This window comes from uncultured Friedmanniella sp. (genome assembly GCF_964244005.1).
In the GTDB taxonomy this organism is placed as follows: Bacteria; Actinomycetota; Actinomycetes; order Propionibacteriales; family Propionibacteriaceae; genus Microlunatus.
The window spans coordinates 25,173-50,991 of the sequence record NZ_CAXTHG010000021.1; the positions used below are offsets into that span (position 1 = coordinate 25,173).

27 protein-coding genes are annotated in these 25,819 nt (G+C 71.0%); 17 read left to right on the plus strand and 10 right to left on the minus strand.

The window, feature by feature from the left end:
• Positions 1 to 61: 61 nt before the first annotated feature.
• The 3 genes from ACFE76_RS13850 to cls all read right to left on the minus strand — a co-directional run bounded on the left by ACFE76_RS13850 (position 62) and on the right by cls (position 4,081).
• Positions 62 to 1,183, minus strand: coding sequence for a homoserine O-acetyltransferase (locus tag ACFE76_RS13850; protein WP_375432345.1), 1,122 nt, complete (start codon positions 1,181 to 1,183; stop codon positions 62 to 64).
• 11 nt (positions 1,184 to 1,194) lie between these two features.
• Entirely contained in the window at positions 1,195 to 2,511 is a 1,317-nt protein-coding gene (locus ACFE76_RS13855) for a bifunctional o-acetylhomoserine/o-acetylserine sulfhydrylase (RefSeq protein ID WP_375432346.1), read from the minus strand.
• A 109-nt stretch (positions 2,512 to 2,620) separates the two neighbouring features.
• Positions 2,621 to 4,081: a cardiolipin synthase gene (cls, locus tag ACFE76_RS13860; protein WP_375432347.1), complete on the minus strand. Its 1,461-nt coding sequence runs from the start codon at positions 4,079 to 4,081 to the stop codon at positions 2,621 to 2,623.
• A gap of 220 nt (positions 4,082 to 4,301) precedes the next feature.
• Here cls and ACFE76_RS13865 point away from each other — a divergent pair, with 220 nt between their 5' ends.
• Complete coding sequence (locus tag ACFE76_RS13865; protein WP_375432348.1) at positions 4,302 to 4,649, plus strand: hypothetical protein; 348 nt, start codon at positions 4,302 to 4,304, stop codon at positions 4,647 to 4,649.
• Between the two features lie 819 nt (positions 4,650 to 5,468).
• Here the strand turns inward: ACFE76_RS13865 and ACFE76_RS13870 are convergent.
• Both ACFE76_RS13870 and ACFE76_RS13875 read right to left on the minus strand, forming a co-directional pair.
• On the minus strand, positions 5,469 to 5,813 hold the full coding sequence (locus ACFE76_RS13870) for a TraR/DksA family transcriptional regulator (RefSeq protein WP_375432349.1): 345 nt from the start codon (positions 5,811 to 5,813) through the stop codon (positions 5,469 to 5,471).
• 11 nt (positions 5,814 to 5,824) lie between these two features.
• Positions 5,825 to 6,571 (minus strand): hypothetical protein, encoded by a 747-nt coding sequence (locus ACFE76_RS13875; RefSeq protein ID WP_375432350.1) that lies wholly within the window; start codon positions 6,569 to 6,571, stop codon positions 5,825 to 5,827.
• Between the two features lie 167 nt (positions 6,572 to 6,738).
• Here ACFE76_RS13875 and ACFE76_RS13880 point away from each other — a divergent pair, with 167 nt between their 5' ends.
• Positions 6,739 to 8,400, plus strand: a complete 1,662-nt coding sequence (locus ACFE76_RS13880) for a hypothetical protein (protein ID WP_375432351.1) — start codon at positions 6,739 to 6,741, stop codon at positions 8,398 to 8,400.
• A 7-nt stretch (positions 8,401 to 8,407) separates the two neighbouring features.
• Here ACFE76_RS13880 and ACFE76_RS13885 read toward each other — a convergent pair whose 3' ends face one another.
• Positions 8,408 to 9,013, minus strand: a complete 606-nt coding sequence (locus ACFE76_RS13885) for a GNAT family N-acetyltransferase (protein WP_375432352.1) — start codon at positions 9,011 to 9,013, stop codon at positions 8,408 to 8,410.
• A gap of 64 nt (positions 9,014 to 9,077) precedes the next feature.
• Positions 9,078 to 9,392 carry a hypothetical protein gene (locus tag ACFE76_RS13890; RefSeq protein ID WP_375432353.1) on the minus strand — a complete coding sequence of 105 codons (315 nt, stop codon included), beginning with the start codon at positions 9,390 to 9,392 and terminating at the stop codon, positions 9,078 to 9,080.
• Positions 9,393 to 9,718: 326 nt separating this feature from the next.
• Between ACFE76_RS13890 and ACFE76_RS13895 the strand changes: the two genes are divergently transcribed.
• The 8 genes from ACFE76_RS13895 (at position 9,719) to ACFE76_RS13930 (ending at position 16,254) form a co-directional block, all read left to right on the plus strand.
• On the plus strand, positions 9,719 to 10,333 hold the full coding sequence (locus tag ACFE76_RS13895; RefSeq protein WP_375432354.1) for a hypothetical protein: 615 nt from the start codon (positions 9,719 to 9,721) through the stop codon (positions 10,331 to 10,333).
• 45 nt (positions 10,334 to 10,378) lie between these two features.
• On the plus strand, positions 10,379 to 11,164 hold the full coding sequence (locus ACFE76_RS13900; RefSeq protein WP_375432355.1) for an SDR family NAD(P)-dependent oxidoreductase: 786 nt from the start codon (positions 10,379 to 10,381) through the stop codon (positions 11,162 to 11,164).
• A 70-nt stretch (positions 11,165 to 11,234) separates the two neighbouring features.
• On the plus strand, positions 11,235 to 12,362 hold the full coding sequence (locus tag ACFE76_RS13905) for an alcohol dehydrogenase catalytic domain-containing protein (RefSeq protein ID WP_375432356.1): 1,128 nt from the start codon (positions 11,235 to 11,237) through the stop codon (positions 12,360 to 12,362).
• A 9-nt stretch (positions 12,363 to 12,371) separates the two neighbouring features.
• Complete coding sequence (locus ACFE76_RS13910) at positions 12,372 to 13,190, plus strand: triose-phosphate isomerase (RefSeq protein ID WP_375432357.1); 819 nt, start codon at positions 12,372 to 12,374, stop codon at positions 13,188 to 13,190.
• Complete coding sequence (locus ACFE76_RS13915; RefSeq protein ID WP_375432358.1) at positions 13,187 to 14,908, plus strand: dihydroxyacetone kinase family protein; 1,722 nt, start codon at positions 13,187 to 13,189, stop codon at positions 14,906 to 14,908. The genes ACFE76_RS13910 and ACFE76_RS13915 overlap by 4 nt, the downstream gene beginning before the upstream one ends.
• Before the next feature lie 53 nt (positions 14,909 to 14,961).
• Entirely contained in the window at positions 14,962 to 15,423 is a 462-nt protein-coding gene (locus tag ACFE76_RS13920; RefSeq protein ID WP_375432359.1) for a ribose-5-phosphate isomerase, read from the plus strand.
• Between the two features lie 85 nt (positions 15,424 to 15,508).
• Positions 15,509 to 15,754, plus strand: a complete 246-nt coding sequence (locus ACFE76_RS13925) for a hypothetical protein (protein ID WP_375432360.1) — start codon at positions 15,509 to 15,511, stop codon at positions 15,752 to 15,754.
• A gap of 14 nt (positions 15,755 to 15,768) precedes the next feature.
• Positions 15,769 to 16,254, plus strand: coding sequence for a hypothetical protein (locus ACFE76_RS13930; protein ID WP_375432361.1), 486 nt, complete (start codon positions 15,769 to 15,771; stop codon positions 16,252 to 16,254).
• Positions 16,255 to 16,257: 3 nt separating this feature from the next.
• Here ACFE76_RS13930 and ACFE76_RS13935 read toward each other — a convergent pair whose 3' ends face one another.
• Positions 16,258 to 16,671, minus strand: coding sequence for a DUF3099 domain-containing protein (locus tag ACFE76_RS13935; RefSeq protein ID WP_375432362.1), 414 nt, complete (start codon positions 16,669 to 16,671; stop codon positions 16,258 to 16,260).
• Between the two features lie 480 nt (positions 16,672 to 17,151).
• Here ACFE76_RS13935 and ACFE76_RS13940 point away from each other — a divergent pair, with 480 nt between their 5' ends.
• From ACFE76_RS13940 to ACFE76_RS13955, 4 genes are all read left to right on the plus strand, one after another.
• Positions 17,152 to 18,042 (plus strand): substrate-binding domain-containing protein, encoded by an 891-nt coding sequence (locus ACFE76_RS13940; RefSeq protein WP_375432363.1) that lies wholly within the window; start codon positions 17,152 to 17,154, stop codon positions 18,040 to 18,042.
• Between the two features lie 375 nt (positions 18,043 to 18,417).
• Positions 18,418 to 18,969 carry a hypothetical protein gene (locus ACFE76_RS13945; RefSeq protein ID WP_375432364.1) on the plus strand — a complete coding sequence of 184 codons (552 nt, stop codon included), beginning with the start codon at positions 18,418 to 18,420 and terminating at the stop codon, positions 18,967 to 18,969.
• 20 nt (positions 18,970 to 18,989) lie between these two features.
• Complete coding sequence (locus ACFE76_RS13950; protein ID WP_375432365.1) at positions 18,990 to 19,988, plus strand: hypothetical protein; 999 nt, start codon at positions 18,990 to 18,992, stop codon at positions 19,986 to 19,988.
• A 206-nt stretch (positions 19,989 to 20,194) separates the two neighbouring features.
• The gene (locus ACFE76_RS13955) at positions 20,195 to 20,845 is read left to right on the plus strand and encodes an LPXTG cell wall anchor domain-containing protein (protein WP_375432366.1); all 651 of its coding nucleotides are present in this window, start codon (positions 20,195 to 20,197) and stop codon (positions 20,843 to 20,845) included.
• Between the two features lie 218 nt (positions 20,846 to 21,063).
• Here the strand turns inward: ACFE76_RS13955 and ACFE76_RS13960 are convergent, their stop codons facing one another.
• Both ACFE76_RS13960 and ACFE76_RS13965 read right to left on the minus strand, forming a co-directional pair.
• Entirely contained in the window at positions 21,064 to 21,384 is a 321-nt protein-coding gene (locus ACFE76_RS13960) for a GH32 C-terminal domain-containing protein (RefSeq protein ID WP_375432367.1), read from the minus strand.
• Positions 21,290 to 22,414, minus strand: a complete 1,125-nt coding sequence (locus ACFE76_RS13965; protein WP_375432368.1) for a glycoside hydrolase family 32 protein — start codon at positions 22,412 to 22,414, stop codon at positions 21,290 to 21,292. The genes ACFE76_RS13960 and ACFE76_RS13965 overlap by 95 nt, the downstream gene beginning before the upstream one ends.
• 115 nt (positions 22,415 to 22,529) lie before the next feature.
• Between ACFE76_RS13965 and ACFE76_RS13970 the strand changes: the two genes are divergently transcribed.
• The 3 genes from ACFE76_RS13970 to ACFE76_RS13980 all read left to right on the plus strand — a co-directional run bounded on the left by ACFE76_RS13970 (position 22,530) and on the right by ACFE76_RS13980 (position 25,766).
• Positions 22,530 to 23,342, plus strand: a complete 813-nt coding sequence (locus ACFE76_RS13970; protein ID WP_375432369.1) for a (Fe-S)-binding protein — start codon at positions 22,530 to 22,532, stop codon at positions 23,340 to 23,342.
• A complete protein-coding gene (locus ACFE76_RS13975) occupies positions 23,339 to 24,889 on the plus strand; it encodes a LutB/LldF family L-lactate oxidation iron-sulfur protein (protein ID WP_375432370.1) in 1,551 nt (516 codons plus the stop codon). The genes ACFE76_RS13970 and ACFE76_RS13975 overlap by 4 nt, the downstream gene beginning before the upstream one ends.
• A gap of 208 nt (positions 24,890 to 25,097) precedes the next feature.
• Positions 25,098 to 25,766 (plus strand): lactate utilization protein C, encoded by a 669-nt coding sequence (locus ACFE76_RS13980; RefSeq protein WP_375432371.1) that lies wholly within the window; start codon positions 25,098 to 25,100, stop codon positions 25,764 to 25,766.
• Positions 25,767 to 25,819: the final 53 nt, after the last annotated feature.

The following is a 25,819-nucleotide window of genomic DNA, read 5'->3' on the forward strand; positions in this document are numbered from 1 at the left end:
GGAGCGTCGCGACGACTTCGCATCCTGGCCCTACCATGTCCGCCGTTATCGGCCAGCCGTCTCAGGCCAGGGCGAGGGTCTGCTCCACCAGGGCGCCAACGGCGTCGACCTCGAGCAGGAAGCCGTCGTGGCCGTACAGCGACCGCACCACCGCCAGGCTCGGACAGGTCGGAACCAGGGCGGCGATCTGCTCCTGCAGGCGTCTCGGATAGAGCCGGTCGGTGTCGATCCCGCCGACCACGAGCGGGACGGACACCCCGCGCAACGCCGACTCGACGCCGCCGCGGCCCCGACCGACGTCGTGGGTGTTCATCGCCGCGGTCAGCGCGACGTAGCTGCCGGCGTCGAACCGCCGGACCAGCTTGTCGGCCTGGTGGTCGAGGTAGGACTGGACGGCGTAGACCTCCTCGCGGCCGGACTGCCGCCGCCGGCCGAAGCGCCGCTCGAGCTCGAGGTCGCTGCGGTAGGTCAGGTGCGCGAGCCGGCGGGCCAGGCCCAGCCCGGTCACCGGGAAGTCGCCGGCCGCCAGGTAGTCGCCGCCGTGCCACGCCGGATCGGCGGTGACCGCGAGGACCTGGGCGCTCTGGGTGCCGATCTGGTCGGCGGTCACCGCGGCTCCGGTGGCGAGCACGAGGGCGGCGCCGACCCGGTCGGGCCAGGCGATGGCCCACTCGAGCGCCCGCATCCCGCCCATCGAGCCGCCGACCACCGCGGCCCAGCGCTCGACGCCGAGCGCATCAGCCAGCCGACGCTCCACCTCGACCTGGTCGCGGATCGTCGTCGCGGGAAAGCGGGACCCCCAGGGCCGGCCGTCCGGAGCCGTGGACGACGGACCGGTGGTGCCCTGGCAGCCGCCGAGCACGTTGCTCGCCACCACGAACCAGCGGTCGGTGTCGAGGACGCGTCCCGGACCGACCAACGCGGCCCACCAGCCCGCGGTCGCCTGGCCGGGCCCGGCCGGTCCGGTGACGTGAGCGTCCCCGGTCAGCGCGTGCTCGACCAACACGGCGTTGCTGACCCGGCCGTCCACGAGCCGCGGCGAACCGAAGGTCTCGTACGCGACCCGGACCTGCGGCAGGGCGCCACCCAGCTCCAGAGCGACCGGGCCGACGTCGACGAACCGCCGGTCAGCGACCGGGTCGCCTTCGCGCCACCCGCCGTACCGGACGGCGACGGCGGTCACGACCTCAGAGCTCAGGCCGACTTCGCGGCGCGGAACCCGGCGTCGAGGTCGGCCAGGATGTCGTCGATGTGCTCCAGACCCACCGCGAGCCGGACCAGACCCTCGGTCACGCCGGCCTTCTCTCGCTCCGCGGGCGACAGCTGCGAGTGCGTCGTCGAGGCCGGGTGGATGACCAGGCTGCGAACGTCGCCGATGTTGGCCACGTGGCTGTGCAGCTCGAGCGCCTCCACGAACCGCGTCCCGGCCTCGATACCGCCCTTGATCTCAAAGCTCAGCACCCCACCCGTCCCCTTCGGCGCGTACTTCTGGCCACGCTCGTGCCACGGGCTCGACGGCAGGCCGGCGTAGTTGACGCTCTCGACCTCGTCGCGCTCCTCGAGCCAGGTGGCCACCGCCGTCGCGTTCTGGATGTGCCGGTCGATGCGCAGGCTGAGGGTCTCGATGCCCTGGGCGATGAGGAACGCGTTGAACGGCGAGACGGCGGAGCCGAGGTCGCGCAACAGCTGGACCCGCGCCTTGAGCACGAAGGCCAGGTTGGCCCCCAGAGCAGAGCCGACGCCGAGGTCGCGGGCGTAGACCAGGTTGTTGTAGGAGGCGTCCGGGGTGTTGAAGCCGGGGAAGCGCTCGGCGTCCTTGGCGTAGTCGAAGCGGCCGCTGTCCACGATCACGCCGGCGATCGCCGTGCCGTGACCGCCCAGATACTTGGTGGCGGAGTGGATGACCACGTCGGCGCCCCACTCGATCGGCCGGATCAGGTACGGGGTGGCGATGGTGTTGTCGACCATCAGCGGCACCCCGACCTCGTGCGCGACGCCGGCGACGCCCTCGATGTCGAGCACGTCGATCTGCGGGTTGGAGATGGTCTCGGCGAAGAAGGCCTTGGTGTTCGGCCGGACCATCGCGCGCCAGTTGTCCAGGTCGTCAGGATTCTCGACGAAGCTGACCTCGATGCCCAGCTTGGCAAAGCTGTAGTGGAACAGGTTGTAGGTGCCGCCGTAGAGGCGGGCGCTGGAGACGATGTGGTCGCCGGCCTCCGCCACGTTGAGCAGGGCGATCGTCTCGGCCGCCTGGCCGCTGGCGACGAGCAGGGCTCCGACGCCGCCCTCGAGCGAGGCGATGCGCTGTTCGACGGTGTCCTGCGTCGGGTTCATGATCCGGGTGTAGATGTTGCCGAACTGCTTGAGGGCGAAGAGATCGGCCGCGTGGTCGGCGCTGTCGAACGTGTACGAGGTGGTCTGGTAGATCGGCAGCGCGCGGGCGTGGGTGACGGCATCGACCGTCTGGCCGGCGTGGATCTGGCGGGTCTCGAAAGACCAGGTGTCGCTCATGGATGCTCCTCTGCGAGCAAGTGGGTACGGGAACGTGTGCGGTGGGCTCGGGCGGCTCTTCAGATTACCCAGTGCGATGCTCGGGAATCCAGGTCTCACGAGGTGGACGTCACTGCACCGCCGAGGTCAGCCGGGTCAGGTTGTCGACGAACCGGTGGCCGCGCGACGACCTTGCCCACTCGTGAAGGGTCAGCTGGAGGGAGACCGCGCGGTAGCCGTCCTCGATCGCGCGCAGCTGGTCGACGAACGGGCGCCCGCAGACCATCAGCATCAGCTCCAGGTCGAGCTGGAACGAGCGGATGTCCATGTTCGAGCTGCCCACGACGGCCACCTCGTCGTCGACGGAGAGGTGCTTGGCGTGCAGGATCGACGGGGCGGGATAGAGGTAGATGCGCACCCCTGCCCGCAGCAGCTCGGCGTAGTAGGAGTGCTGGGAGTGGAAGACGAAGAACTGGTCACCGATCGCGCTCACGAACAGCTCGACGGCCACGCCGCGGCGGGCGGCTGTCGTGATGGCGTTCAGCAGTGACTCGTCCGGGACGAAGTACGGGCTGGTGATGCTGATCCGACGTCGCGCATAGTAGATCAGGCTGTTGAAGAGGGCGAGGTTGTTTTCGGTCTCGAACGCCGGTCCGCTGGGCGCGACCTGGGCCAGCAGGCCGGTACGCCGACGGCCGCGGACCTCCTCGCGTGGACCCGGGAGCAGGTCGCCGGTCTCGGCCTGCCAGTCGGTGACGAAGACGGCGTCGATCTCGTGCACCACGGGTCCCTGGACCCGGGCCAGCAGGTCCTTCCAGGCCAGGCCCCGACGGCGGTTCGCCCGCTTGTCGTAGCTGGGGTGGATCAGGTTCAGCGAGCCGACGAAGCCGGTCTCGCCGTCCGCGACGAGCAGCTTGCGGTGGTTGCGCAGGTCGGGCCGCTGGTAGCGCCCGCGGAAGGGCTGGACGGGCAGCATCAGCCGCCAGTCGACGCCCAGCCGGGTCAGCTGGGACGTGGCCCGCCGAAAGCCTGGGTACGACCGGGACCCGAGGTGGTCCAGCAGCACCCGGACGTCGACGCCCCGCTGCACCGCCGCCCCGAGGGCGGCGAAGAAAGGCTCCGTCGCCTGGTCGTAGGTGAGGATGTAGAACTCGACGTGCACGTAGCGGGTGGCGTGGTCGACGGCGTCGACGAGCGCCTGCAGCTGGTCGTCGAAGTCGCCGAGCAGGTCGACGTCGTTGCCACCCAGCAGGGGCAGAGCGCCGACCGTCTGGTTGAGGCGAGCGACCGCCGGCAGCCAGTCGGGTGCGTCCTGGGTCCCGATCACGTCCTGGACGTCCCGGGCGGCCTCGGAGATCTGCTCGTCCATCCGCCGTTGCTGTTCCCGCCGGTGCGCCGGCAGCTTGGGGCTGCCGATCAGCGCGAACAGCAGCATCCCGACCAGCGGCAGCAGGGCGATCAGCAAGATCCAGGCCAGGGCTGAGGACGGTCGGCGGTTCCGCGGCGCGACGACCAGGGCGATCGCGACGAGGACCAGCTCCAGCGCACCGAGCAGTCCGGCTCCGGTCGCGCCGGACAGCCACGAGTCCATCGCACGTCCTCATTCCTCGGTTGGCGCGCAGCGTAGTGGTCATTTCCGGAAACGACCTGTAGCCGTACCGGCGATTCCTGGGCCGTTCTTGAGGTGGGTCTGCGGCTGACCTGGGAGCGGGCTGAGGTGGGCCGGGCAGAGTACGGCCATCGCCAGTCCGGTTGCTGCCCGCGACCCCGACGGCCGAGGGGGCCAGACCAACCGTGGACAGGAGCACGACATGTCAGTCGACGTCGCCACCGACCGTCCGGCCGAGCTGCGGGAGGTCCCGGTGACCGAGCCCGCCCCGCGGCAGCTCGTTCGCCAGCCGCACCCCGCCCTGGCTGACCAGCAGGCCTTCGCCGAGGCGTCCGCCCGGGTGCTGCGCCGCGCGGAGGCGGCCGGTGAGCGGCTCGTCATCGCGCTCTACCTCGTCCTGAGCCAGCACCGCGCGGTGGTGCGCTACGACCCGGCGGGCCCGCACCTCAGCTGCGCCGAGTGCCGTCCCGTCGGCCGCCTGCCGCGGGAGCAGTACCCGTGCCCGACCGCCCAGCAGGCCTTCTGGGCCCTGGACGCCGTCCTGCGCTGACTCCCGTACGCGTCCTTCGACAAGCTGAGACGAAGCTGGCCGTGTACGCCGAAGCGTCGTGGTACCGATAACGTCCAGCATGGGTTGGCAAAACTCGGACCAGACTTCGGAGCCCGTCCACCACTTCGGCCACCAGCACGCTCACCATCGGCCCTGGACGCGACATGCCCTTCAGCGCAAGCCCCCCGAGCCCGTCAGAGTGTGAGCTTGTGTCCTGACTACGAGACGTTCACTCACACTATGTGCGTGGACCCCGGTCTGGCCGCCCGATCTGGAGAAGTAGGTGCTGGAAGCGGGCGCCGAGGGCGCTCAAACTTGCCCGACTCTTCCAGCAGCCGCTGCGACGAGCACCCGCCTGTGTCCCGTGTGTCAGCGGGGAGCGCAGCCCCTTCGGGGCATGCGACACCAAGATTGACAGGTGCGCCGGAAAGGCGACTCGGGTCCGCCTCTACGGGGCGAGCGAGAACATCCCGTGACCGACGCGGGTGTGTGTGCCGTAACCGCTGACCGGTGCTCCGCAGATCGCCATTTCCGGGTTGACAGGCCCGGAAACGTCGGAGCGGGAGCATCCGTCAGCGGCTTCCTCGGCTCAGCTCGTCGTCCCGGCCGGTCAGCGGCGCGAGCACCAGGAGGAGGGCACGGCGCCCATCTGGCGTCTCGGTACCTCAGAGGTCCGACCGGCGTCGAGGGGCGCCGAAGATCAGGCGATCGCCCGATGCCGGACCCGCCAGCCAGCGTGCCGCCGAGCGGGCCACCCGGCGCGGGCTACGTCGCCGGGCCGGACTGCCGCCGCTGACCCAGCGCGCCGGGTGATCCTCCTCAGGTGCAGCCCACGCAGCGTCGGGCCTCGGGTCGGGCCTGCAGGCGTTCGTCGGGAACCGCGCGGCCGCAGCTCTCGCACCGGCCGTACTGCCCGGCCACCAGCCGGTCCTGGGCGGCGCCCAGCTCGGCCAAGGTCAGCTCGGTCCGCTCGAGCAGGGCCGCGTCGCGGGCCTGGTCGAGCGAGACCATCGAGCCCTCCGGGTCATGCTCGTCGTCGGCGACGGTGAGGCTGCGCGCGAGCCGCATGTCCGCGATCGCGCTCGTCAGGGCCGCCTGCTGGACCTGAGTCTGGGCGAGCTTGTCGGCCAGCAGGGCGGCGTAGACCGGGTCGGGAGCAGCCATGGTCCGCTTCGTCAGAACCCGGCACCCGGGTCGGGTTCGAGGCGGACGGCCACGCCGTCGGTGCCGAATGCCTTGACCAGTGCCGCGGCCAGCTCGGGCGTCAGCTTCTCCATCGTCAGGACAACCTTGCCCAGGTGTTCGTCGTAGGTGCTTTCCCAGGCTTTGGCGTCGGCGTAGGTCGGCTCGATGACGAGGTCGGTGGCGCGTTCCCTCAGCTCGTCGGCGTCGGAGAGGCTGACCGGCTCGGCGGTGACGCGGACGTGGTCGGCGAACTGCTGCAGCCGCTCCGGGGTCAGCTGCAGCCGCTTCTCGAGCAGGTCCGGCGGGTTCGGGTGGGCAGGGAACCGGGCCCGTACCTCCTGGTCGTAGGCCAGCAGCGCCGCCTGGCGAGTCTCAGCGTCCGTGGCGGCCAGCAGCGGCTTGCTCAGCGACGAGGTGACGGGCAGCAGCACGTGGTCACCCTCGATCCGGCTGAACCCGAAGTCGGTCGGGTTGTCCTCGGCGAGCATCCGCGCGAACAGGTACGCCGGATCCAGGCCGTCCGGTACCGCGACGGGTGTGGGCATGACGGTCAGATCGTCCGGCGGCAAGATGACCAGCCCGGAAGGGTCCCGGCTCTCCGACGGGCTCGGCGGCGCAGCCGGGGCGGCTGCCGACCCACAGCCGGTCAGCGCGGTGACCACGACGACGACCGCCACGGCGAGCGCCGCGCGCGACATCGCGCCGCTGGCCTCGCGCCGTCCGGCCGCTTCCGTCATAGCGGCAACCTAGTCGCGTGATGGGCTCCCGGCTAGGGCAAACCCAACAAGACCTGTGCGTTTGCTGTGCGACTCGGTTGCGCGCCTTGGGAGGATGAGAGTCAACGCAGGCAACCCCCGATGCCCTGCGCGCCCGACGACGACGTCAGGTCATTGAACGGAGACCTATGCGTCCTGCCCGTCCTGCACCAGCCGCGCTCGCCATCGCCTTGGGCGTGGTCGCGGCACTCGTCCCGCCCACGGGAGCGCAGGCGGCGGTCACCGCCGGCGCCCCGATCGCGTTCCGTGCCGGCAGCAGCGCCACCAGCGCCGGCGCCACCGCGCTCATGGTCACCAAGCCCGCCGGGGTGGTCGCCGGCGACGTGCTGGTGGCCCGGGTGGCCAACTGGGGCAACGTCTCGGTGGCGTTGGCCGGCTCCGGCTGGACCCAGGCCGGGGAGACGCACAGCTCGGCGATGCTGAAGTCGGTCCTGCTCACCCGCGTGGCCGGAGTCTCGGAACCCTCGTCCTACACCTTCACCGCGAGCGCCCGGAGCCCGCTGGTGGCCAGCATCTCCGCGTTCGACGGCGTGGACCCCGACAACCCCGTCGACGGCTACGTCGGCAAGGTCAACGGCAACGCGGCCAGCTTCGCCAGCGGTGCGGTCACCACGGGTACGGGCAACGCTGTGGCGGCGTGGTTCGGCACCCAGCTCGACGCGGTGGCCAGCTGCCCGACCTCGTCGGTCACCGCCCCAGCCGGCTTCACCGAGACCCTTGACTCGTGCCTGACCGGCAGCTCCGGGCTCGCGATGGACACGGCGTACGCCCAGCTGGGCGCCGCCGCCACCCGCTCTGGCTGGTCAGGTAGCTCGCCGTACGACAAGACGAACGTCACCCAGGTCCTCACCCTGCGCCCGGCCGCGACCGTCCAGGCCGCCGACCGCTACGTCAGCGCCTCGGTCGACGTCGGCCAGCTCTGGGACGGCTACACCGCGTCGGGAGCCAAGAACACGGCCCTGCCCGACAGCGAGCTGCACGAGCCGTCCGGCCTCGCCGCCAGCCGGGTCAACGTGGGAGTGCAGTACGTGCACAGCGAGTCCGACGTCGAGGGCATGGTGGCCCTCAGCACCGCTGACGCCCGGGTCGTCGGCCGCTACGACGTGGCCATTCCCGACCAGTGGGACTGGGAGGACATCGCGACCGGCCCCTGCCCGACGGGCAGCTGCATCTTCGCCGGCGACATCGGCCGCTCGAACGGCAAGCCCAACCCGCCGTCCACCTTCGCGGTCTACCGCGTGCCCGAGCCCGACCTGGCCGCCGGCAAGACCTCCGGCACGTTGACCGGGGACTGGTTCCGCTTCCGCTATCCCGACGCCCCCCACAACGCGGAAGCACTGATGGTGCACCCGGTGACCGGACGGATCTACGTGATCACCAAGGAGCAGAGCGGCATCAGCGGGGTCTACGCCTTCCCGACCACGCTGCCCGCCCCGTCCGCCACCACGGTGACCACGCTGACCAAGGTCGCGACGCTCGACGTGCCCACCTGGACCGGCGACCCGACCGACACCCACACCGCCCAGTGGTACGCACAGGTGACCGCCGCCGCGATTCACCCCGCCGCCAACCGGTTCCTGGTCCGGACCCCGTACGCGGTCTGGGAGTACCGCGGGACGCCCGGCGGTTCGTTCGACAGCGCGCTGGCCGCCACGCCAGTCGCGCTGACCGTTCCGACCGGTGAGGGCCAGGGCGAGGCGATCGAGTACGCGCCGGACGGCTCGGCCTACTACACCCTCAGCGAGCGCGAGGCGCCGCCCTTCACGCTCAAACGGGTCGACCGCCGCTGACGGGGGATCAGGCGGCCGGGATGATCTTGGTCATCACGCAGTTTCCCTTGCCCTTGGGACGTTGGTAGTCGAAGCCGAGGCGTTCGTACATGGTGCGGGTGGCGTTGTAGAGAAAGGATGACGACGTCTTCCTGCCCGGCACGAGGTCGTGCGGATAGGCCTCGACCAAGCCGCCACCCGCCTCGGCGATCAGCGCCAGCGCGCCGCGGACGGCAACGGCCGCCACGCCGCGCCGGCGGTAGCGCCGATCGACGAAGAGACAGGTGATCCGGAAGTCCGGCGCCTGGACCAGACCCTTTTCCCACTCCTTGCGGTGGTGGATGTTGCGCAGCTCCGCCACCGTGCCGAACTGAGCCCAGGCGATCGCCTCGTCCCCGTCCGGTGTGCTGTCGAAGACCAGCGCCGCGTGCGCCCGGCCCTGCTCGACCAGCTGGCGCTTGAACTCGCAGTGGCCGAGCTCCCTGCGCTCCGGCGGATCCGGGTAGAGGTGGAACCAGGTGCACCAGCAGCCGCCCCAGACCCCGTTGTGCCGTCCCGCGAGCGCCTCGAAGTCCGGCCAGGTCTGCGGGCTCAGCGGCTCGATCCGGAAGCCGTCCATCGAAACGCCGCTCATTGACGCACTGTAGGACCGATGCCGGACGATCGGCGTCCGGATCAGCCCCTTCGCGCTGGAGCCGTCAGTAGCGGTCGACCAGCGCCCAGGATGCGGCCGCGGAGACGGCGGTCACGGTCAGCACCGACGGCCAGGCGCCGATCTGCTTCGCCAGCGGGTGCGAGGCCCCGAAACCCAGGACGTAGACCGCGCTCAGCACCGCGGTGACGGCCGGTCCGCGCTTGGCCAGCCAGGTCCGTCCGCTGTAGACCCCGGCCAGCCCGAGGACCACCCCGCCCAACGGCCGGATGCCGGTCTCGCGCGCGGTGAGGTAACCGCCGAGCAGGCCGAGGGTCACCAGGGGAGCAGTCGTCACCGACGACGCGGGGGAGAGGGGCACGCCTCGAGGCTAGCGCCCCACGCTCGTGGAGCCCATCACGCGCCCCGAGCCCGTCGAGGGCCCCGAAGGGGTTGCGACAACTCAGGTCTGACGGTGAGCGAACATCTGGTGGCTGACAGAAGGGAATTAGCCGAGACCCGCTGACAGATGCTCCGCAGATCGTCTTTTCCGGGTGAACAGCCCGGAATGTGTGCGAGCGGGAGCATCCGTCAGCGGTTCCTGGGGCGCCCTGTTGCTCAGGGCGCGTCGCCGGTCGCCGTCGCGTCGATCACGCGTTGCGAAGGTCCAGGCATGGAGCGCTGTCTGCCCCGCGAACGGTGACGACGGTGGAGTCGCCCGCGGTTGCCGCAACGGGCCCGTTCGAGACGTGCGTCGTCCACATGCTGGGCTATCCCGGCATGGGTAAGAGAACCATCGGCAGCGAGCTGGCGACGCTTCTCGACGGGGTGCTGGTCGACAACGCGCTGATCAACCGGCCGCTGCTCGAGCTCTTCCGTTGGGACGGTGTTGAGCTGCTGCCGCCGGAGATCTGGGAGCGGGCGAGGCAGATCCGTGACGCGGTGCTCAGCACGATCGAGGACCTGGCGCCGCCGTCGAACAGCTATATCTTCACCAACGTCATCGAAGAGGGCCCTACGGCGGCTGCGGAGTACGACCGCCTGCGGTCGGTCGCACGGCGGCGGAGATCGTTGTTTCTCTCGGTCATGCTCAGCTGTGACATCGAGACGCAGGTCAGTCGCATCGACAACCCCGACCGAGTGGCCCGGCGCAAGGGGTCGGACCCTGAGGGCTATCGAGTCCACCGTCTCCACACCAGCCTCTACCAGCCACCCCCGGCTGACGTCTTTCATCTGGACACCACCGTGACGCCGCCGTCAGAGAACGCCGCACGCATCTACGAGGCTTTGCGCGAGCGCGGGTTTGCTCCAGTGGCTGGATAGTTCGTCGCCCTACATCTGTTTGGTCCACCGGGAGACGATACGGACATGACCACCATCTGCCTCACCGGAGCGACCGACGGCATCGGCCTGGCCACCGCGCGCGTGCTGCTGGGCGCGGGCCACCGGGTCCTCGTGCACGCCCGCAACGAGGAGCGCGGGCGTCCGGTCGTCGACGGGCTGGCCGCGGACGCCGCAGCCGGAGCTGAAGCCGTCCTGGTCAGCGGCGACCTCGCCCGGCTGGAGGACGTCCGGGCTCTCGCGGAGCAGATCAGCGCCCTCGGGGGAGTGGACACTCTGGTCCACAACGCCGGGGTCTGGGTCCGCGAACCCATGCCGCTGACCACGGTCGACGGCTTCGAGACCACCTTCGGGGTCAACGTGCTGGCCCCGCACCTGCTGACGACGCTGCTGTCCGACCAGATCACGGACCGCCTGATCTGGCTGGGTTCAGGCATGGCCGGCTCCGGTCGCCCCGACCCGGCTCACCTCGGGGAGCCGCAGGAGTCCTCGCGCGCCTACGCCGACAGCAAGGCCTGCGACGTGGCGCTCGCCGGAGCCTGGAACCGGCGGCTGCCGGACGTCGCGTCGGCGGCGCTCGACCCGGGCTGGGTGCTGACCAAGCTGGCCAGCAGTGGCGCGCCCGGACGGGTCGAGGACTCCGCCGATGCGCTCTCCTACCTGTGCACGCCGGTCGAGGCCGGCGGAGCCGACCTGTCGACCGCTCCCTACTGGCGCGGTCGGCGTCCGATCGCCCTGCCCGGTCGGCTGCGAGACCCGCAGCTGGGCGATGACCTGGCGGCGGCCTGCGACCGGTTGCTCGGCCTGGCCTGACCCGCCTTTCGATCGCCAGCCCCGGCGCGAGAAGGTGTCAGCACACCATTGCACCAAGGAAGGCGCACCCATGACCACATCGCCAGCAGCCGCCACGCTCGCGCAGCCGGCCGGAGGGCCGCAGCTGCCGGAGTCGATGCAGGCGGTGGTGTGCCACGGTCCGGAGAACTACGTGCTGGAGACGGTCGCCGTCCCACGCCCCGGTCCGGGCGAGGCGTTGGTCAAGGTCGAGGCGGTCGGTATCTGCGCCAGCGACCTGAAGTGCTATCACGGCGCGTCGAAGTTCTGGGGAGACGAGAACCGGCCGGCGTGGGCCGAGACCGAGGTCATCCCGGGCCACGAGTTCGTCGGCACCATCGTCGAGCTGGACGACGCCGCGGCCCGGGGCTGGGGCGTCGGCGTCGGTGACCGCGTGGTGGCCGAGCAGATCGTCCCCTGTGAGGAGTGTCGTTACTGCCGTAACGGCCAGTACTGGATGTGCCAGCCGCACGACATGTTCGGCTTCAAGCGCCGCAACCCCGGTGCCATGGCCGAGTACATGGTCTTTTCCTCCCGCGCCCGCGTGCACCAGGTCTCGGCCGACCTGCCCCCGGCACACGCCGCCTTTGCCGAGCCCCTCTCCTGCGCCCTGCACGCGGTCGAGCGCGCCGAGATCGCCTTCGACGACGTTGTCGTGGTCGCCGGCTGCGGTCCCATCGGCCTGGGCATGATCGCCGGCGCGAAGTCCAAGAACCCCAAGCTCGTCATCGGTCTTGATCTTGCTCAAGACAAGCTGGACCTGGCCTTGGAGTGCGGGGCCGACCTGGTGATCAACATCGCCACCGAGGACGCGGTGACCAAGATCAAAGAGCTCACCGACGGCTACGGCGCGGACGTCTACATCGAGGGCACCGGCCACCCGTCCGCGGTGGCGCAGGGCCTGAACCTGCTGCGCAAGCTGGGCACCTACGTGGAGTACAGCGTCTTCGGCAGCGACGTCACCGTTGACTGGTCGATCATCAGCGACGACAAGGAGCTGAACGTCCGTGGCGCGCACCTCGGCCCGCACTGCTGGCCGGCAGCCATTCGGATGATCGAGTCGGGCCGGCTGCCGATGGAGAAGATCTGCACCCACCAGCTGCCGTTGGCGGACTTCCAGCAGGGCTTGGACCTCGTGGCCAGCGGCAAGGAGTCGATCAAGGTCTCGCTCATCCCGTGAGCTCAAACCGTGAGTGAGTCCCGTCCCGGCCCGCTGTGGGTGGGCACGAGCTGGAAGATGAACAAGACGCTGGCCGAGGCAGCCGCGTTCGTCGACGAGCTGGTCGAAAACCCTGTACCAGCAGGGATCCAGCCGTTCGTGCTGCCCGCGCACACCGCACTGGCGAGCGTCCGCGACCGGCTGCCCGCCGGATCCAGCCTCCTGCTCGGAGCTCAGAACGCCCACTGGGGGCCCGAAGGCGCGGGCACCGGCGAGATCTCGATGCGGATGGCGGCCGACGCCGGTGCCACCTTGATCGAGATGGGCCACTCCGAACGGCGGGCCAGCTTCGGCGAGACCGACGAGACCGTGGCGCTGAAGGCGGCGGCCGCTCTCGAGCACGGTCTGCTGCCGCTGATCTGCGTCGGTGAGTCCGCCGACGTCCGGACCGCCGGCGACGCGGTGGCCTTCGTCACCGGGCAGGTCCGCGCCGCCCTGTCCCGGGTGCCGGCGACCGCCGTCGACCGGGTGCTGATCGCGTACGAGCCGATCTGGGCGATCGGGGAGCACGGTCGGCCCGCCACCCAGGACCAGATCGCCCCGGTGATGGCCGCCATCGCCGAGGTCGTCGCCGAGGTCTGCGACGGCCAGCCGGCGCTCGCCCTGCTCTACGGCGGCGGCGTCCATCCCGACAACGCGGCCGACCTGCTCACCGACCCGCACACCGACGGCCTGTTCGTCGGCCGGGCCGGCTGGTCGGCCACCGGCTTCGTGGAGCTGCTGCAGCTCTGCGCCCCCTTTGCACCGCCGACATCCGCTACCGACCCGTACCGCCTGGAGACGCCATGACCCACGTGCACAACGATCCCGCCGACTTCCGTAGCGAGGTGCTCCGCGGCTTCGCGGCGGCCTACCCGCAGTACGTGGAGCGGGTGGCTGAGGCCTCGGGCTTCGTCCGGGCCGGCGGGCCGACCGAGGGCAAGGTCAGCCTGCTGGTCGGCGGCGGCTCCGGGCACTACCCCTCCTACAGCGGGGTGGTCGGCACCGGCTTCGCCGACGCGGCCGTGCTCGGCGACCTCTTCGCCTCGCCGTCGGCCGAGCAGGTCTACCGGGTCGGCCGGGCGGCCGAAGGGGGCGCCGGGCTGGTGCTCGCGTTCGGCAACTACGCCGGTGACCGGCTCAACTTCGCCGTCGCCGCGGACCGGCTGCAGGCCGAGGGCATCGACACCCGGATCGTCTACGTCACCGACGACATCGCCTCCGGCTCGGCGGCGGAGGCCGACCTCCGTCGTGGCATCGCCGGGACCTTCACCGTGTACAAGATCGGCGGCGCGGCCGCCGAGGCCGGGCTGAACCTCGACGAGGTGGAGCGCGTGATGCGGGCCGCCAACGCCGCCACCTTCTCCTTCGGGGTCGCCTTCGAGGGCTGCACCATGCCGGGCGCGGACGAGCCGCTCTTCCACGTCGAGCCGGGCCAGATGGACTTCGGGCTGGGCATCCACGGTGAACCCGGGATCAGCTCGGCGCCCTGGATGCCGGCGCGCGAGCTGGCGGCCCAGCTGGTCGAGACGGTGCTGGCCGAACGCCCGGACGGCGCCAACGGCCACGCCGCCGTCCTGGTGAACGGGCTGGGCGCCACTAAGTACGAGGAGCTGTTCGTGCTCTTCGGTGAGGTCGCCGAGCTGCTCGCCGACGCCGACGTCGAGCTCGTCGCGCCCGAGGTGGGGGAGCTGGTGACCAGCCTGGACATGGCCGGCTGCTCCCTCTCGGTGACCTGGCTCGACGACGAGCTCGAGGGCTACTGGATCGCCCCGGCGAGCACCCCGGCCTTTCGCCGCGGCAACGCCGTAGCCACCCAGCGCAGCACCCCGCGGGAGCGCAAGGTGCCCGAAGCCTCTACGGCCGCGGCCGAGGAGGCCAGCGAGGCGTCGGTCGCCGCGGCGGCCGTGGTCAAGCGGGCGGTGACGGCGCTGCGAGACACCGTGAACGAGCACAAGGAAGAGCTGGGCCAGCTCGACGCCGTGGCCGGCGACGGGGACCACGGCATCGGGATGTCGCGGGGCGCCACCGCGGCCGCCGAGGCCGCCGAGGCCACCGACGGCGGGGTGCAGACGGTGCTCACGGCCGCCGGAGCGGCCTTCGGCGACCGGGCCGGGGGCACGAGCGGCATCCTCTGGGGTGTGCTGCTCGACGGGATCGGCCAAGGGCTCGGCAACACCGACGAGGTGACGGCCGAGCGCGTTGCCGCCGCCGTCCAGTCCGCGGTCGACAAGCTGCAGACCTTCAGCAAGGCCGAACGAGGCGACAAGACGATGCTCGACGCCCTGTTCCCCTTCGTGGAGAGCCTGACCGCCGAGACCGGTGCGGGCCGGACGCTCGCCGACGCCTGGAACACGGCGGCGGCCGCGGCGGTTGCCGCAGCGGAGGACACAGCAGCCCTCACGCCTCGGATCGGCCGGGCCCGCCCGCTGGCCGAGCGCAGCGTGGGCACCCCCGACCCGGGCGCGGTCTCCCTCGGCATGATCGTCACCGCCGTCGGCGAGGCGCTCGCCGCACCGCCGGCCTGACCGCGTACGACCCGACCACCCAGACCACCACCAGACAGACAGAAGGACACCTGATGAGCACGCTCCGCATCCTCGTCGGCAGCGACAGCGCCGGCTTCGACTACAAGGACGCCATCCTGGCCGACCTGCAGTCCGACGCCCGGGTGGAGGTGACCGACCTCGGCGTCTACGCCGGCGACCTCGAGGGCGGCTCCTACCCCTCGGTCGCCATCGCCGCAGGGGAAAAGATCCGCGCCGGCGAGGCGGACCGGGCCATCCTGTTCTGCGGCACCGGGATCGGTGTCGCCATCGCGGCCAACAAGGTCCCTGGCATCCGTGCCACGGTCGCCCACGACTCGTTCAGCGTGGAGCGGTCGATCCTGTCCAACGACTGCCAGGTGCTCACCCTCGGCCAGCGCGTGATCGGCCTGCAGCTGGCGCGTCGACTGGCGAAGGAGTGGATCGGCTACGTCTTCGACCCGACCAGCTCCTCGGCTCCCAAGGTCGCCGAGATCACCACGTACGAGGGCTGCTGAGGACCCCGCTGCATCTGCCGGGGCGGCCGACCGTGAAGATTGGGCGTCTGCACCCGCAGTCGCACCGACGAACGAGGAGCCACCCATGACATCTCAGCCGACCGAAGGAAGCGCACAGCCGACGGAGGGCACGGAGGGCGCCGAGCCGCAGTCCTGGACCCAGCTGGGCAAGGAGATGTGGGCCTACCTCACCGGTCGCGGTGCCGCGATCAACTACAAGCTGATTGACATGACCGTTGAGGTGCCGCGCGACACCGGTGCGGACGCCCCGCGGGCGACCTGGAAGTTCGACGGCACCCTGCAGATCACCACCACCGACAACGCCTCCTGACCAGGCTCGAGGTCGTGGCGCTGCAGGTCCGGGCCGACCTCACGTTCACCGTCGACGTGCCTCCGCACGCCGGCGGTGGTCGTGCGCCCACTCGGTGCACCGGTCGGGTGCAGGCTGACGGCCAGGAGATCACGGTCGACCTCTCGCCGATGCCGTCTCTGGGCGGCTCGTCGACGCGTCCGTTGGTGCGGCCGTTCGCCCAGCAGCTCGACGATCTGGGTCTGACCGTGCAGGTCGCCGGGCCGGACGGTCCTCTGGTACGGATCGGCGCCGGTGTCCAGGCCCCGTGGTGGCAGCAGCTGGTCACCCGGAGTGCCCGGATCCATCTCGTGTCGGTGCGTGCGTTGACGCGATCGTTCGGTGGTCCGCGCATCTTCGAGGTGGCGCTGCCGCCGGCCGCCGTGCTGCCCTTGGTGACCGACCGGCAACGCACCACCCGTCGGCGGGTCGCCGTGACCGTCCGTCAGCTCGCGCGCAGAGTGGTCCGCCGCCGGCGCTGAGGATCAGGCGGCGCGGGGCAGCGGCTCGGCCTCGACGGACTCGCTGACGATCTCCCCGGTGATGATCTCGCCGGGGAGGACGTCGTCGACGCCGGACGTGAGGGCCGGAGCCGCCTCCGGCAGCACGGCGTCTACCGGGTCGGCGCTGCGTTGGTCGGACTGGTTGGCCAGCACCACCGCGAGGTAGGGCATGAAGACCGCCACCGCCAGCAGGACCCAGCGCAGCCAGCCCTCGACGAAGATCATCGCGAGGAAGCACGCCATCCGGAACGCCATCGCGTAGGTGTACCGGCGGACGCGCGAAGACAGCTCCTGGCTGCCCGCCGTGCGTGCGTCGGTGATCACCGAGGTCTCGGCGAGGTGGTGCGTCGGAGTGGCGGTGCTGCGGTCACCGGGAGAGGTCACCATCGTGGTCATGGTCCAATCCTAGGCGGCCGATGACCTTAACCTGCCTCTGACCAGGTTGGATAGATCACGCATCCAAACGGGACGCGACACAGAAGAGCCCTGCTGGACCCACCATCCGGGCTTCGACGAGGTGCGGCCGTCGGCCCGGCGGCGACCGCTGCCACCAAGATCTCCGACCCGTCAGCCAGGCCAAGAACGTCACTCCGACCCAGGTGGCCGAATACTTCTCCGTCCGGCCCACGCACATCTCCACCAGCGAACGCGGTACCCGCCGGGACGACGCCCACGCCCAGACCTGCCGTGTCTGGCTCACTGCGCTTGGCGACCAAGAGGAGCATCACCGCCCTCCTGGTGCCTGGAGGCACTATCATCACCTGGACCGGAGGTGAGTCAGCGCCGCCTCCTGGAAGCGTCGGGGGAACGGCGCGAGATTGAGGTCTCATGGGAGAGGCGAGGACGACCGCCGGTAGTTCTGCCACGCTGCCCTTCTTGCGCTCACGCTGGTCCGGCCGCGGCCGGGCGCTCGGCCTGGCGGTGATGGACCTGGCCAACCCCTTCTTCGCCGACGTGCTGGCCGCGATGGAGACGAAGGTGGCTGCCGAGGGGTACGCCGTCCGGATCGGGGACAGCGCCGGAGATCCGGAGCGGGAAGTCGACATCCTGCGGGGCTACGAGCGGCACCGGGTGCACGGGGTGCTGCTCGCCCCGATCGGTGAGGTCCCCGACCAGGTGAAGCGGCTGCGCCACCGCGGTGTCCCGGTGGTGCTGGTGGACCGGGGTGTCGACGACCCGGACTTCTGTGCGGTAGGGGTGGACGACGTCACCGGTGGCCGGTTGGCGGTCGCCCACCTGACCGAGCGGGGGCACCGGCGGATCGCCTTCGTCGGCGGGCCGGGCAGCCTGCCGCAGGTGCGGGACCGGTTGCTCGGCGCCAAGCTGGCCAGCGCCGGCTACGGCGACCAGCTGCGGCTGCGGACCCTGCTCACCACCGTCCTGGACGTGCCGGCCGGCCTCAAGGCGGCCGCCACCCTGGTGGCGCTGAAGCCGTCGGAACGTCCCACCGCGGTGTTCGCAGCGAACGACCTGCTGGCCATCGGGGTGCTGCAGGGGCTGGCGGCCGTCGGGCTGAGGGTGCCGGACGACGTGGCGCTGGTCGGCTACGACGACATCGACCTGGCTGCCCTCGCCGACGTCCCGCTGACCACCGTGCGTCAACCGCGGGCCGCCCTGGGGGCCGAAGCCACCAGGCTGTTGCTCGCGGAGATCGGCGATGCGGCCACGGGACTGGAGCACGAGCATCGGCAGGTCCGCTTCGTCCCCGAGCTGGTCGTCCGGGAGTCTTCGACCCGCACGATCCACGCCGCCGGCGGCGAGCCGTAGCCTGTCCGGAGTTGAGCCCGCACCCGGCAGGCCGAGCTCAGGAGGGGGCGACTGTGGCGCGGAAGACCTCACTCCAAGACATTGGTCCCTCGAATACCGGTCTGAACCGTTTCACCGGCCGGGGAGCCCTAGGAGGGTGGTGAAAGGTTCGTCAGAACGGACCCACTCACCCCGAAGCCGGACGTTCCCGCCGACGTCCGGGCCCGCCGCCACGCGGCGCTACACTTTGGTAACGGTGAGGTACGAGGTCTGGGACTATCGTCCTGTCTTCACCAGACGAAGGTCACCTCTCCGCCCAGAGAGGTTCCAAGGGTCACTTTCGCTGTATATATTTCTCTTGCTCGGGGGTCGAGCACGACAAGCAAAGGAACCCCCGTGTCCACTCCCACCTCCCCGTTCGTCATCTCCACCCGTACCTTCCGTCGTGTCGGTACCGCCGCCGCAGCCCTGATGCTCAGCGGGCTCGCGCTGCCGGCCTCGGCAGTCCCCGGGCAGACCGATGATGGCGCCACGACCGCCAACGTCGGCGTGACCTCCTCCATCACGCTCACCGGCCCGACCTCCTCCTTCACCCTGACCGGTGCGCCGGGGGCGACCGTGGAGGGCGCCGCGGCCGTGAGCATGAACGTGGAGACGAACAACATCGGCGGCTACTCGGTCACCGTCCAGCCCGCTACCGCTGAGCTGGTGCCGGCGGACCCCGTGGCGAACACCGACGTCATCGACGTCGACCAGCTGAGTGTGCGCGAGACCGGCAGCCCGACCTACCAGGCGCTCGACGCCACCGCCCCGGTGACCGTGGGCGGGGAGACCGAGCGGTCGGCCGAGGGTGGCGACACGATCCAGAACGACTACTCGGTGGACATCCCGTTCGTGAACGCTGACACCTACTCGGTCACCCTGAACTACGTCGCTACGACGCTCTGATCCGGGTCGACGTCGTCATCATGGCTAGCCGGGGAGTTCGGTCGCTCGCGCGTGCGCTGGCGGCCGGGCTCGTCGTGGCCGTGGTGACGAGTCCGACCGTGGCCTTGGCCGCACCGACGGCGTCGCCGACTGCCCCCTCGGCGACGCCGGGCGGGACGCGGACCACCTACAAGACCAAGCCGACACCGTTTGCGCTGACCATCAGCCCCACCCGGTTGGTCGTCGGGCAGGGCGGGTCTGCCCTGCAGCAGGTACAGGTCGTCAACCGCGGCGAAGAGTCGGTGTCGGTGACGGTGCAGACGCGGAACTTCGCCGCGGGCGTGGACGGGTCTCTGACGTATTCCCAGGACGCTCCCTACGGGGCAGCGGACTGGCTGGTGGTGAGCCCGAGGACGTTCGAGGCCAAGCCCGGCGCGACCCAGGTCGTCACCGCCCGCGTCACCATCCCGTCCGATCCGGAGGTGGGCGACCACCAGGCAGCCCTGATCTTCCTCGTGCCGCCCGGCCAGACCGACGGCAACATCCGGATCAACCGCGGCGTCGGCGTCCCCGTCTTCATCACCGTGCCCGGTCCGGTCGACGACTCGGTGGCGCTGCGCTCGGTCCACGCGCCCGGCTTCGCCGCCTGGGGTCCGCTGACGATCACCGCGCAGGTCCAGAACACGGGGACGGTGCACCGCGACTTCCGGGGGGCCACGGCGCTGGCCGTGCAGGGCGTGTCGAAGGCGGCGCCCTTTCCTGACTTCACCGTCCCGCGCGGCGCGGTCCGCGACCTCAGCACCACCTGGGACCCGCCCGTGGCGTGCATCTGCCACCCGCGTGTCGAGTTCTCCAACGGCGGGGTGCTGCAGTCGCAGACCGTCCGTGTCGTGATCTTCCCGTGGCATCTGGTGGCCATCGCGGTCGGGGTCTATCTTCTGCTGGTTCTGGGTCTGCGGCTGATGCGCCGCCAGTACCAGAACCGGGTGCTGGCCGCCGCCGCCCAGCTGCGGCAGCCGACCGGTAGTGGAGATGTCTGACCTCGAGAACGACCAGCCCGGGTGAGGCGGTCGGCTGCACCGTGTCGGTCCAGAACACCGGTGAGACCCGCGTACGTCGGGACGGCGTGGACACCTCCCTCGACGGGGACGCAGGCAGCTACGACTACTCCGTCGACATCCCCTCGTCGCATCCGACACCTGCTCCACGACGCTCGAACACATCGCCACCACCCAGGAGGAGCCTGATGAACCGATCAGTCCTGACCCTCGCTCCGCTCGGCTGTGCCCTGGCTGGAGCGCTGCTGCTGCCGCCGTCGGCGGGAGCGGCGCCCAGCCCCGCACCCAGCACGGGCGTACCGCAGGTCCAGATCGCGCTGGACGACGGCCAGCCGTCCGCCAGGGTCGGTCAGACGCTCCGCTACGCCGTCACCGTGACGAACGTCGGCGCCAGCCCGGTCAAGGACATGCTGATCACCCAGACCGTGCCGACCGGTACGACCGTCTCGTCCGCGAGGAGCAAAGGCCCGAAGCCGACGGTGGTGAAGGCGAAGGCCGGTCCGTCGCAGCTGCAGTGGAAGGTGACGGTCGACCCCGGCGCGACGGTGACCCGGCACAGCGCGCTGACCCTGGCCGGCGCTGACGCCAGCCTGTTGCGGCTCGCCTCGGTCGCCTGCCTGCAGACCGGCGCCAAGGCTTCCCCGGTGGTGTGCGCGTCCGACTCCGACCTGCTGCCGGCCGGCGCGGAGGCGCAGTCGCGCGGTGACGTCGTCCTGCCGGACCCGTCGACGGCCGGCACGTCGGCTTGGTGGTACGCCGGTGGCGCCGGACTGCTGGCACTGGTCGGGGCCGGATGGCTGTGGCGACGGCGGCGTCACCCGTCGCCCACCACCGTCTAGGAGGGTCCGGCACGGTCAGTAGAGATCTTCGGCACCGGCTGCACGGACTCGAACGCGTTCTCCCCGGGCGTCTGGTCGGCGAACGGCCGAGGCCCGACCCGACCGGCGTGGCCCACCCGAAGAACCCGACGGGGCCGAAGAGCCACGAGAGCGAGGTACCCGGTGACGAGCGGGGCCTGCCCGCGCGCGACGGTCCGCCCACCAAGGCTCGGGCTCGGTCATGGGCGGGCGACGCGTGGACCCCAGTCCAGGTCCGCCATCCGCCACAGGTGCAGCCGGTCGACCCGTACGGGACGCGCGCCAGCGGCGAGGAAGATCTCCGTCGCGTCCTCACGGGTGGGATAGAGGCGGGCGGTCATCGCCCGACCGTTGACGAAGATCTCGCACGCCGACCGGTCCAGCAGCAGCCGCACCGACAGCGTCTCGTCCGTGACCAGCGGGACCTCACCGTGCAGCTCCTGGTCGTCGCTCGTGCGGTCGAGGCTGCTGCAGCTCCGGTCCAGCAGCAGCCGGACGCTGCCCGGGTGCGCCGCGTCCACCTCGGGGGCCGACAGGACCAGTCGAGTCTGTTCGGCCCCGTCCGGGGTGGCCCGGAAGCCGACCACCAGCCAGCTCATCGTCCGCGCCCAGGGTCAGCTCGCGGGGCAGCGACATCACCCCCGACCAGCCGGCCTCGACCTGCGCGGCGGCGGACCGGCCCTCCGGCAGCCAGCCGAAGAGGACCCGCCGCCCCTGTTCGTCGCGGAACGACTGGGCGGCGTAGAAGTAGTGCCGTCCGAAGTCCAGGTGGCGGCGCTGCTGCGGCTCGAACCGCTCACCGTCGAACACGCCGGTCAGGTAGACGCCGTAGTGGGTGACCTGGTCGTGCCAGACCGAGATCAACAGCACGTCGAGCGCGGCCTCATTCCCAGCGTCGGGGGCGCCGGAGCCCAGCCGGAACAGGTCGACGCACTCCCAGACGCTGCCGGTCCACACCCAGCGGTCCTCGGCGTCGCCGACCAGGATCGGACCCACGTACGTCCACGTCCGTAGGTCCGGCGAGCGGTAGAGCAGGGCCGCACCGCCCTGGCCCGCGATGCCGGCCCCGATCAGCTGGTGCCACCGTCCGTCCCGCCGCCAGACGCAGTGGTCGCGGAACTCCAGCAGGTCCACACCCGGCGGCAGGTCGGGGATCACCGGGACCGGCTCCTTGCGCCAGTGCCGCAGCTCGGTGTCGCCGACCGCCAGACAGGGTCGCTGGCCCACGCCGTCCCGGTTGCCGGAGTAGACCAGCGTGGGCGTGCCGCCGTCGTCGACCAGGACGCCCGACCAGCAGCCGTCCGCGTCCGGTCCGGGGCCTGGGCTGAGGGCGACCGGATCGTCTCGCCAGTGCACGAGGTCGGCGCTCGAGACGTGACCCCAGTGGATGTTGCCGTGCACCGCCGCGTCCGGGTTGTACTGGTAGAAGAGGTGATAGCGGCCCTGCCACTGGCCCACCCCGTTCGGGTCGTTCAACCAGCCGGCCGGGGAGACGACGTGGAACCGCGGCCGGTGCCGGTCGGCGGCTGCCCGCGCGATCAGCTGCTCCATGACCCGCATTCTGTCCTGCGGACCCTGGTGTCGCCCGGCGTGCGGGCGCTGTCGGTTCCGTCTGGCACGCTGGGGGCAACGAGGCCGTTGCGGCCCGCATCTGGGAGCTGTGCCAATGAAGATCGCGCTGTTCATCACCTGCCTGGCCGATGCGCTCTACCCGGACGTGGGGCGGGCATGCGTGACGGTGCTGGAGCGGCTCGGCCACACGGTCGAGTTCCCGGCGGCCCAGACCTGCTGCGGGCAGATGCACGTGAACACCGGCTACCAGGAGCAGGCCCTGCCGCTGGTGGACCGGTTCGCCGACGTGTTCGGCGCGTGCGACGCGGTGGTGGCCCCGTCGGGTTCGTGCGTCGGCTCGGTCCGACACCAGCATGCGATGGTCGCCGAACGCTTCGGTACGCCCGCCCTGGTCAGCCGGGTCGAGACCGTCGCGGCGAAGACGTACGAGCTCTCGGAGCTGCTGGTGGACGTGCTGGGCGTGATCGACGTCGGGGCCTACTTCCCGCACCGTGTCACCTACCACCCGACCTGCCACTCGCTGCGGATGCTGCACGTCGGCGACAAGCCGCTGCAGCTGCTCCGGTCGGTCGAGGCGCTCGACCTGGTCGAGCTGCCCGACGCCGACCAGTGCTGCGGCTTCGGCGGCACGTTCGCGATCAAGAACGCCGACACCTCGACCGCGATGCTGGCCGACAAGATGACCAACGTGACCGCCACCGGCGCGGAGGTCTGCACGGCCGGAGACAGCTCGTGCCTGATGCACATCGGTGGCGGCCTCTCCCGGCTCCGGGCCGGCGCCAAGACCGTGCACCTGGCCCAGATCCTCGCCGCCACCCGCGAGCAGCCGCTGGTGCTCACCGGTGAGGGAACGCGTCTCGACCGGCTCCGGGCGCGGGTGGCCGGGCTTGCTGGGGGAGCGGCATGACCGCCGTCCACCTGGGCATGCCGGTGGTCTCGCCGCGCGGGGTCGGCCACCTGCGCGGGGAGGAGAGCTTTCCCGAGTTCGCCCGGCACTCCCTGACCGACACCCAGCTGCGCCGCAACCTCGGGAACGCGACCCGGACGATCCGGGACAAGCGGGCGGCCGTGGTCGCCGAGCTCCCCGACTGGGAGGAGCTGCGCGAGGCGGGCCGCCAGCTCAAGGTGCACACGATGGCGAACCTGCCGGCGTACCTGGTGCAGCTCGAGGAGGTCGTGACGGCACGCGGTGGCGTCGTGCACTGGGCCCGCGACGCCACCGAGGCCAACCGGATCGTCATCGACCTGGTCAAGGCGACCGGGTCGGACGAGGTGGTCAAGGTCAAGAGCATGGCCACGGCGGAGATCGCGCTGAACGAGGCGCTCGAGGCCGAGGGGATCGCGGCCTTCGAGACCGACCTGGCCGAGCTGATCGTCCAGCTGGGGCAGGACAAGCCCTCCCACATCCTGGTGCCGGCGATCCACCGCAACCGGGCCGAGATCCGCGAGATCTTCCTGCGCGAGATGGGCGACGTCGACCCCGAGCTGACCGACGACCCGGCCGCGCTGGCCGGCGCGGCCCGGCAGCACCTGCGGCGCAAGTTCCTCTCCGCCCGGGTGGCGGTCAGCGGGGCCAACTTCGCCGTCGCCGAGACCGGCACCCTTGCGGTGGTCGAGTCCGAGGGCAACGGCCGGATGTGCCTGACCCTGCCGCAGACCCTGATCACGGTGATGGGCATCGAAAAGCTCGTCCCGCGTGAGCAGGACCTCGAGGTGTTCCTGCAGCTGCTGCCGCGCTCGTCGACGGGGGAGCGGATGAACCCCTACACCTCCCTGTGGACCGGCGTCGTTCCCGGCGACGGGCCGCAGGAGTTCCACCTGGTGCTGCTCGACAACGGTCGGACGGCCGTCCTCTCCGACGCGCGTGGCCGGGACGCGCTGAACTGCATCCGCTGCTCGGCCTGCCTCAACGTCTGCCCCGTCTACGAGCGGGCCGGCGGCCACGCGTACGGGTCGGTCTATCCCGGTCCGATCGGGGCGATCCTGTCGCCGCAGCTGACCGGGGTGGAGGACAACGCCTCGCTGCCGTACGCCTCCTCGCTCTGCGGCGCCTGCTACGACGTCTGCCCGGTCAAGATCAACATCCCCGAGATCCTCGTGCACCTGCGGGCCGCCCACACCGAGACCTACGCCGCCGAGCACCGGCTGCCGAGCGTGGAGGCCGCGGCGATGAAGGCCGTCGCCTGGGTGATGCGCAACCCGAAGCGCTGGACCCTCGCCGTCCGCAGCGGCCGGCTCGGCCGGGTGCTGGGTCGGCGTCGGGGCGTGATCGCCCGCGGCGGAGCCGCCGAGATGATTGGCCGCATCCCGCTCCCGGTCGTGGGCCCGTGGACCGACAGCCGCGACCTGAAGCGCCCGCCACAGCAGACCTTCCGCGACTGGTGGAGTGCCGAGCACGAAAGCGCAACCTCTTCGAGGCCTTCGACAAGCTCAGGGCGCGGGGACCAGTCGTGAGCGCATACGCAACTTCTTGGAGCCTGGAGGCAGCGAGCCCAGATACGCGTCCCGAGCCTGTCGAGGGCCCCGCAGGGGTTGCGCTCCCTCGGGGTACGGCGGGCAAACCGCTGACGAATGCTCCCGCTGGGGCACTTCGGGCCCCGATGAGGCGGAAAAGGCAATCTGTGGAGCATCGGTCAGCGGGTCGGGGACGCGGGGGTCCGGCATGAGCGCCCGGGAAGACGTGCTGGCCCGGATCGCCGCGGCGCACGCGGACGCGCCGCCGCCCGACCTGCCGTACGACTCGATCGCCCGCGACTACCGGACCAGCTCCGACCTGGACGCTGACGCACTGACCGAGCGACTGGTCGATCGGCTGCTCGACTACAAGGCACTGGTCCGGCGCTGCACCGAGGGCGAGGTGGCGGCCACGGTCGCGGCGGCGCTGGCCGAGCGCGGGGCCCGTACGGTCGTCGTGCCGGCGGGCTTCGAGCCGAGCTGGCTGGCCGGCCTCGACGCGGCGACGACGGTGCACACCGACGGCTTCGAGGTCGACGGCCAGCTCAGTGTCGCCGTGCTGGACGGCGTGGACGGCGTCGTGACCAGCTGCGCGCTGGCCGTGGCCGAGACGGGCACGCTGGTCCTGGACGGTACGGCTGGTCAAGGCCGGCGGGTGGTCAGCCTGATTCCCGACTACCACCTCTGCGTGGTCCGGCCGGACCAGGTCGTGGCGGACGTGCCCCAGATGGTCAGCCGGCTCGACCTGACCCGGCCGACCACCATGATCAGCGGCCCGAGCGCCACCAGCGACATCGAGCTCAACCGGGTCGAGGGCGTGCATGGCCCCCGCACCCTCGAGGTGATAGTGGTGGAGGCCGGGGTCAGCCGCGGGTGACCTGCTCACCACGGGCCGCGCCTACATAGGCTGCGGATCACCAGCACCAAGGC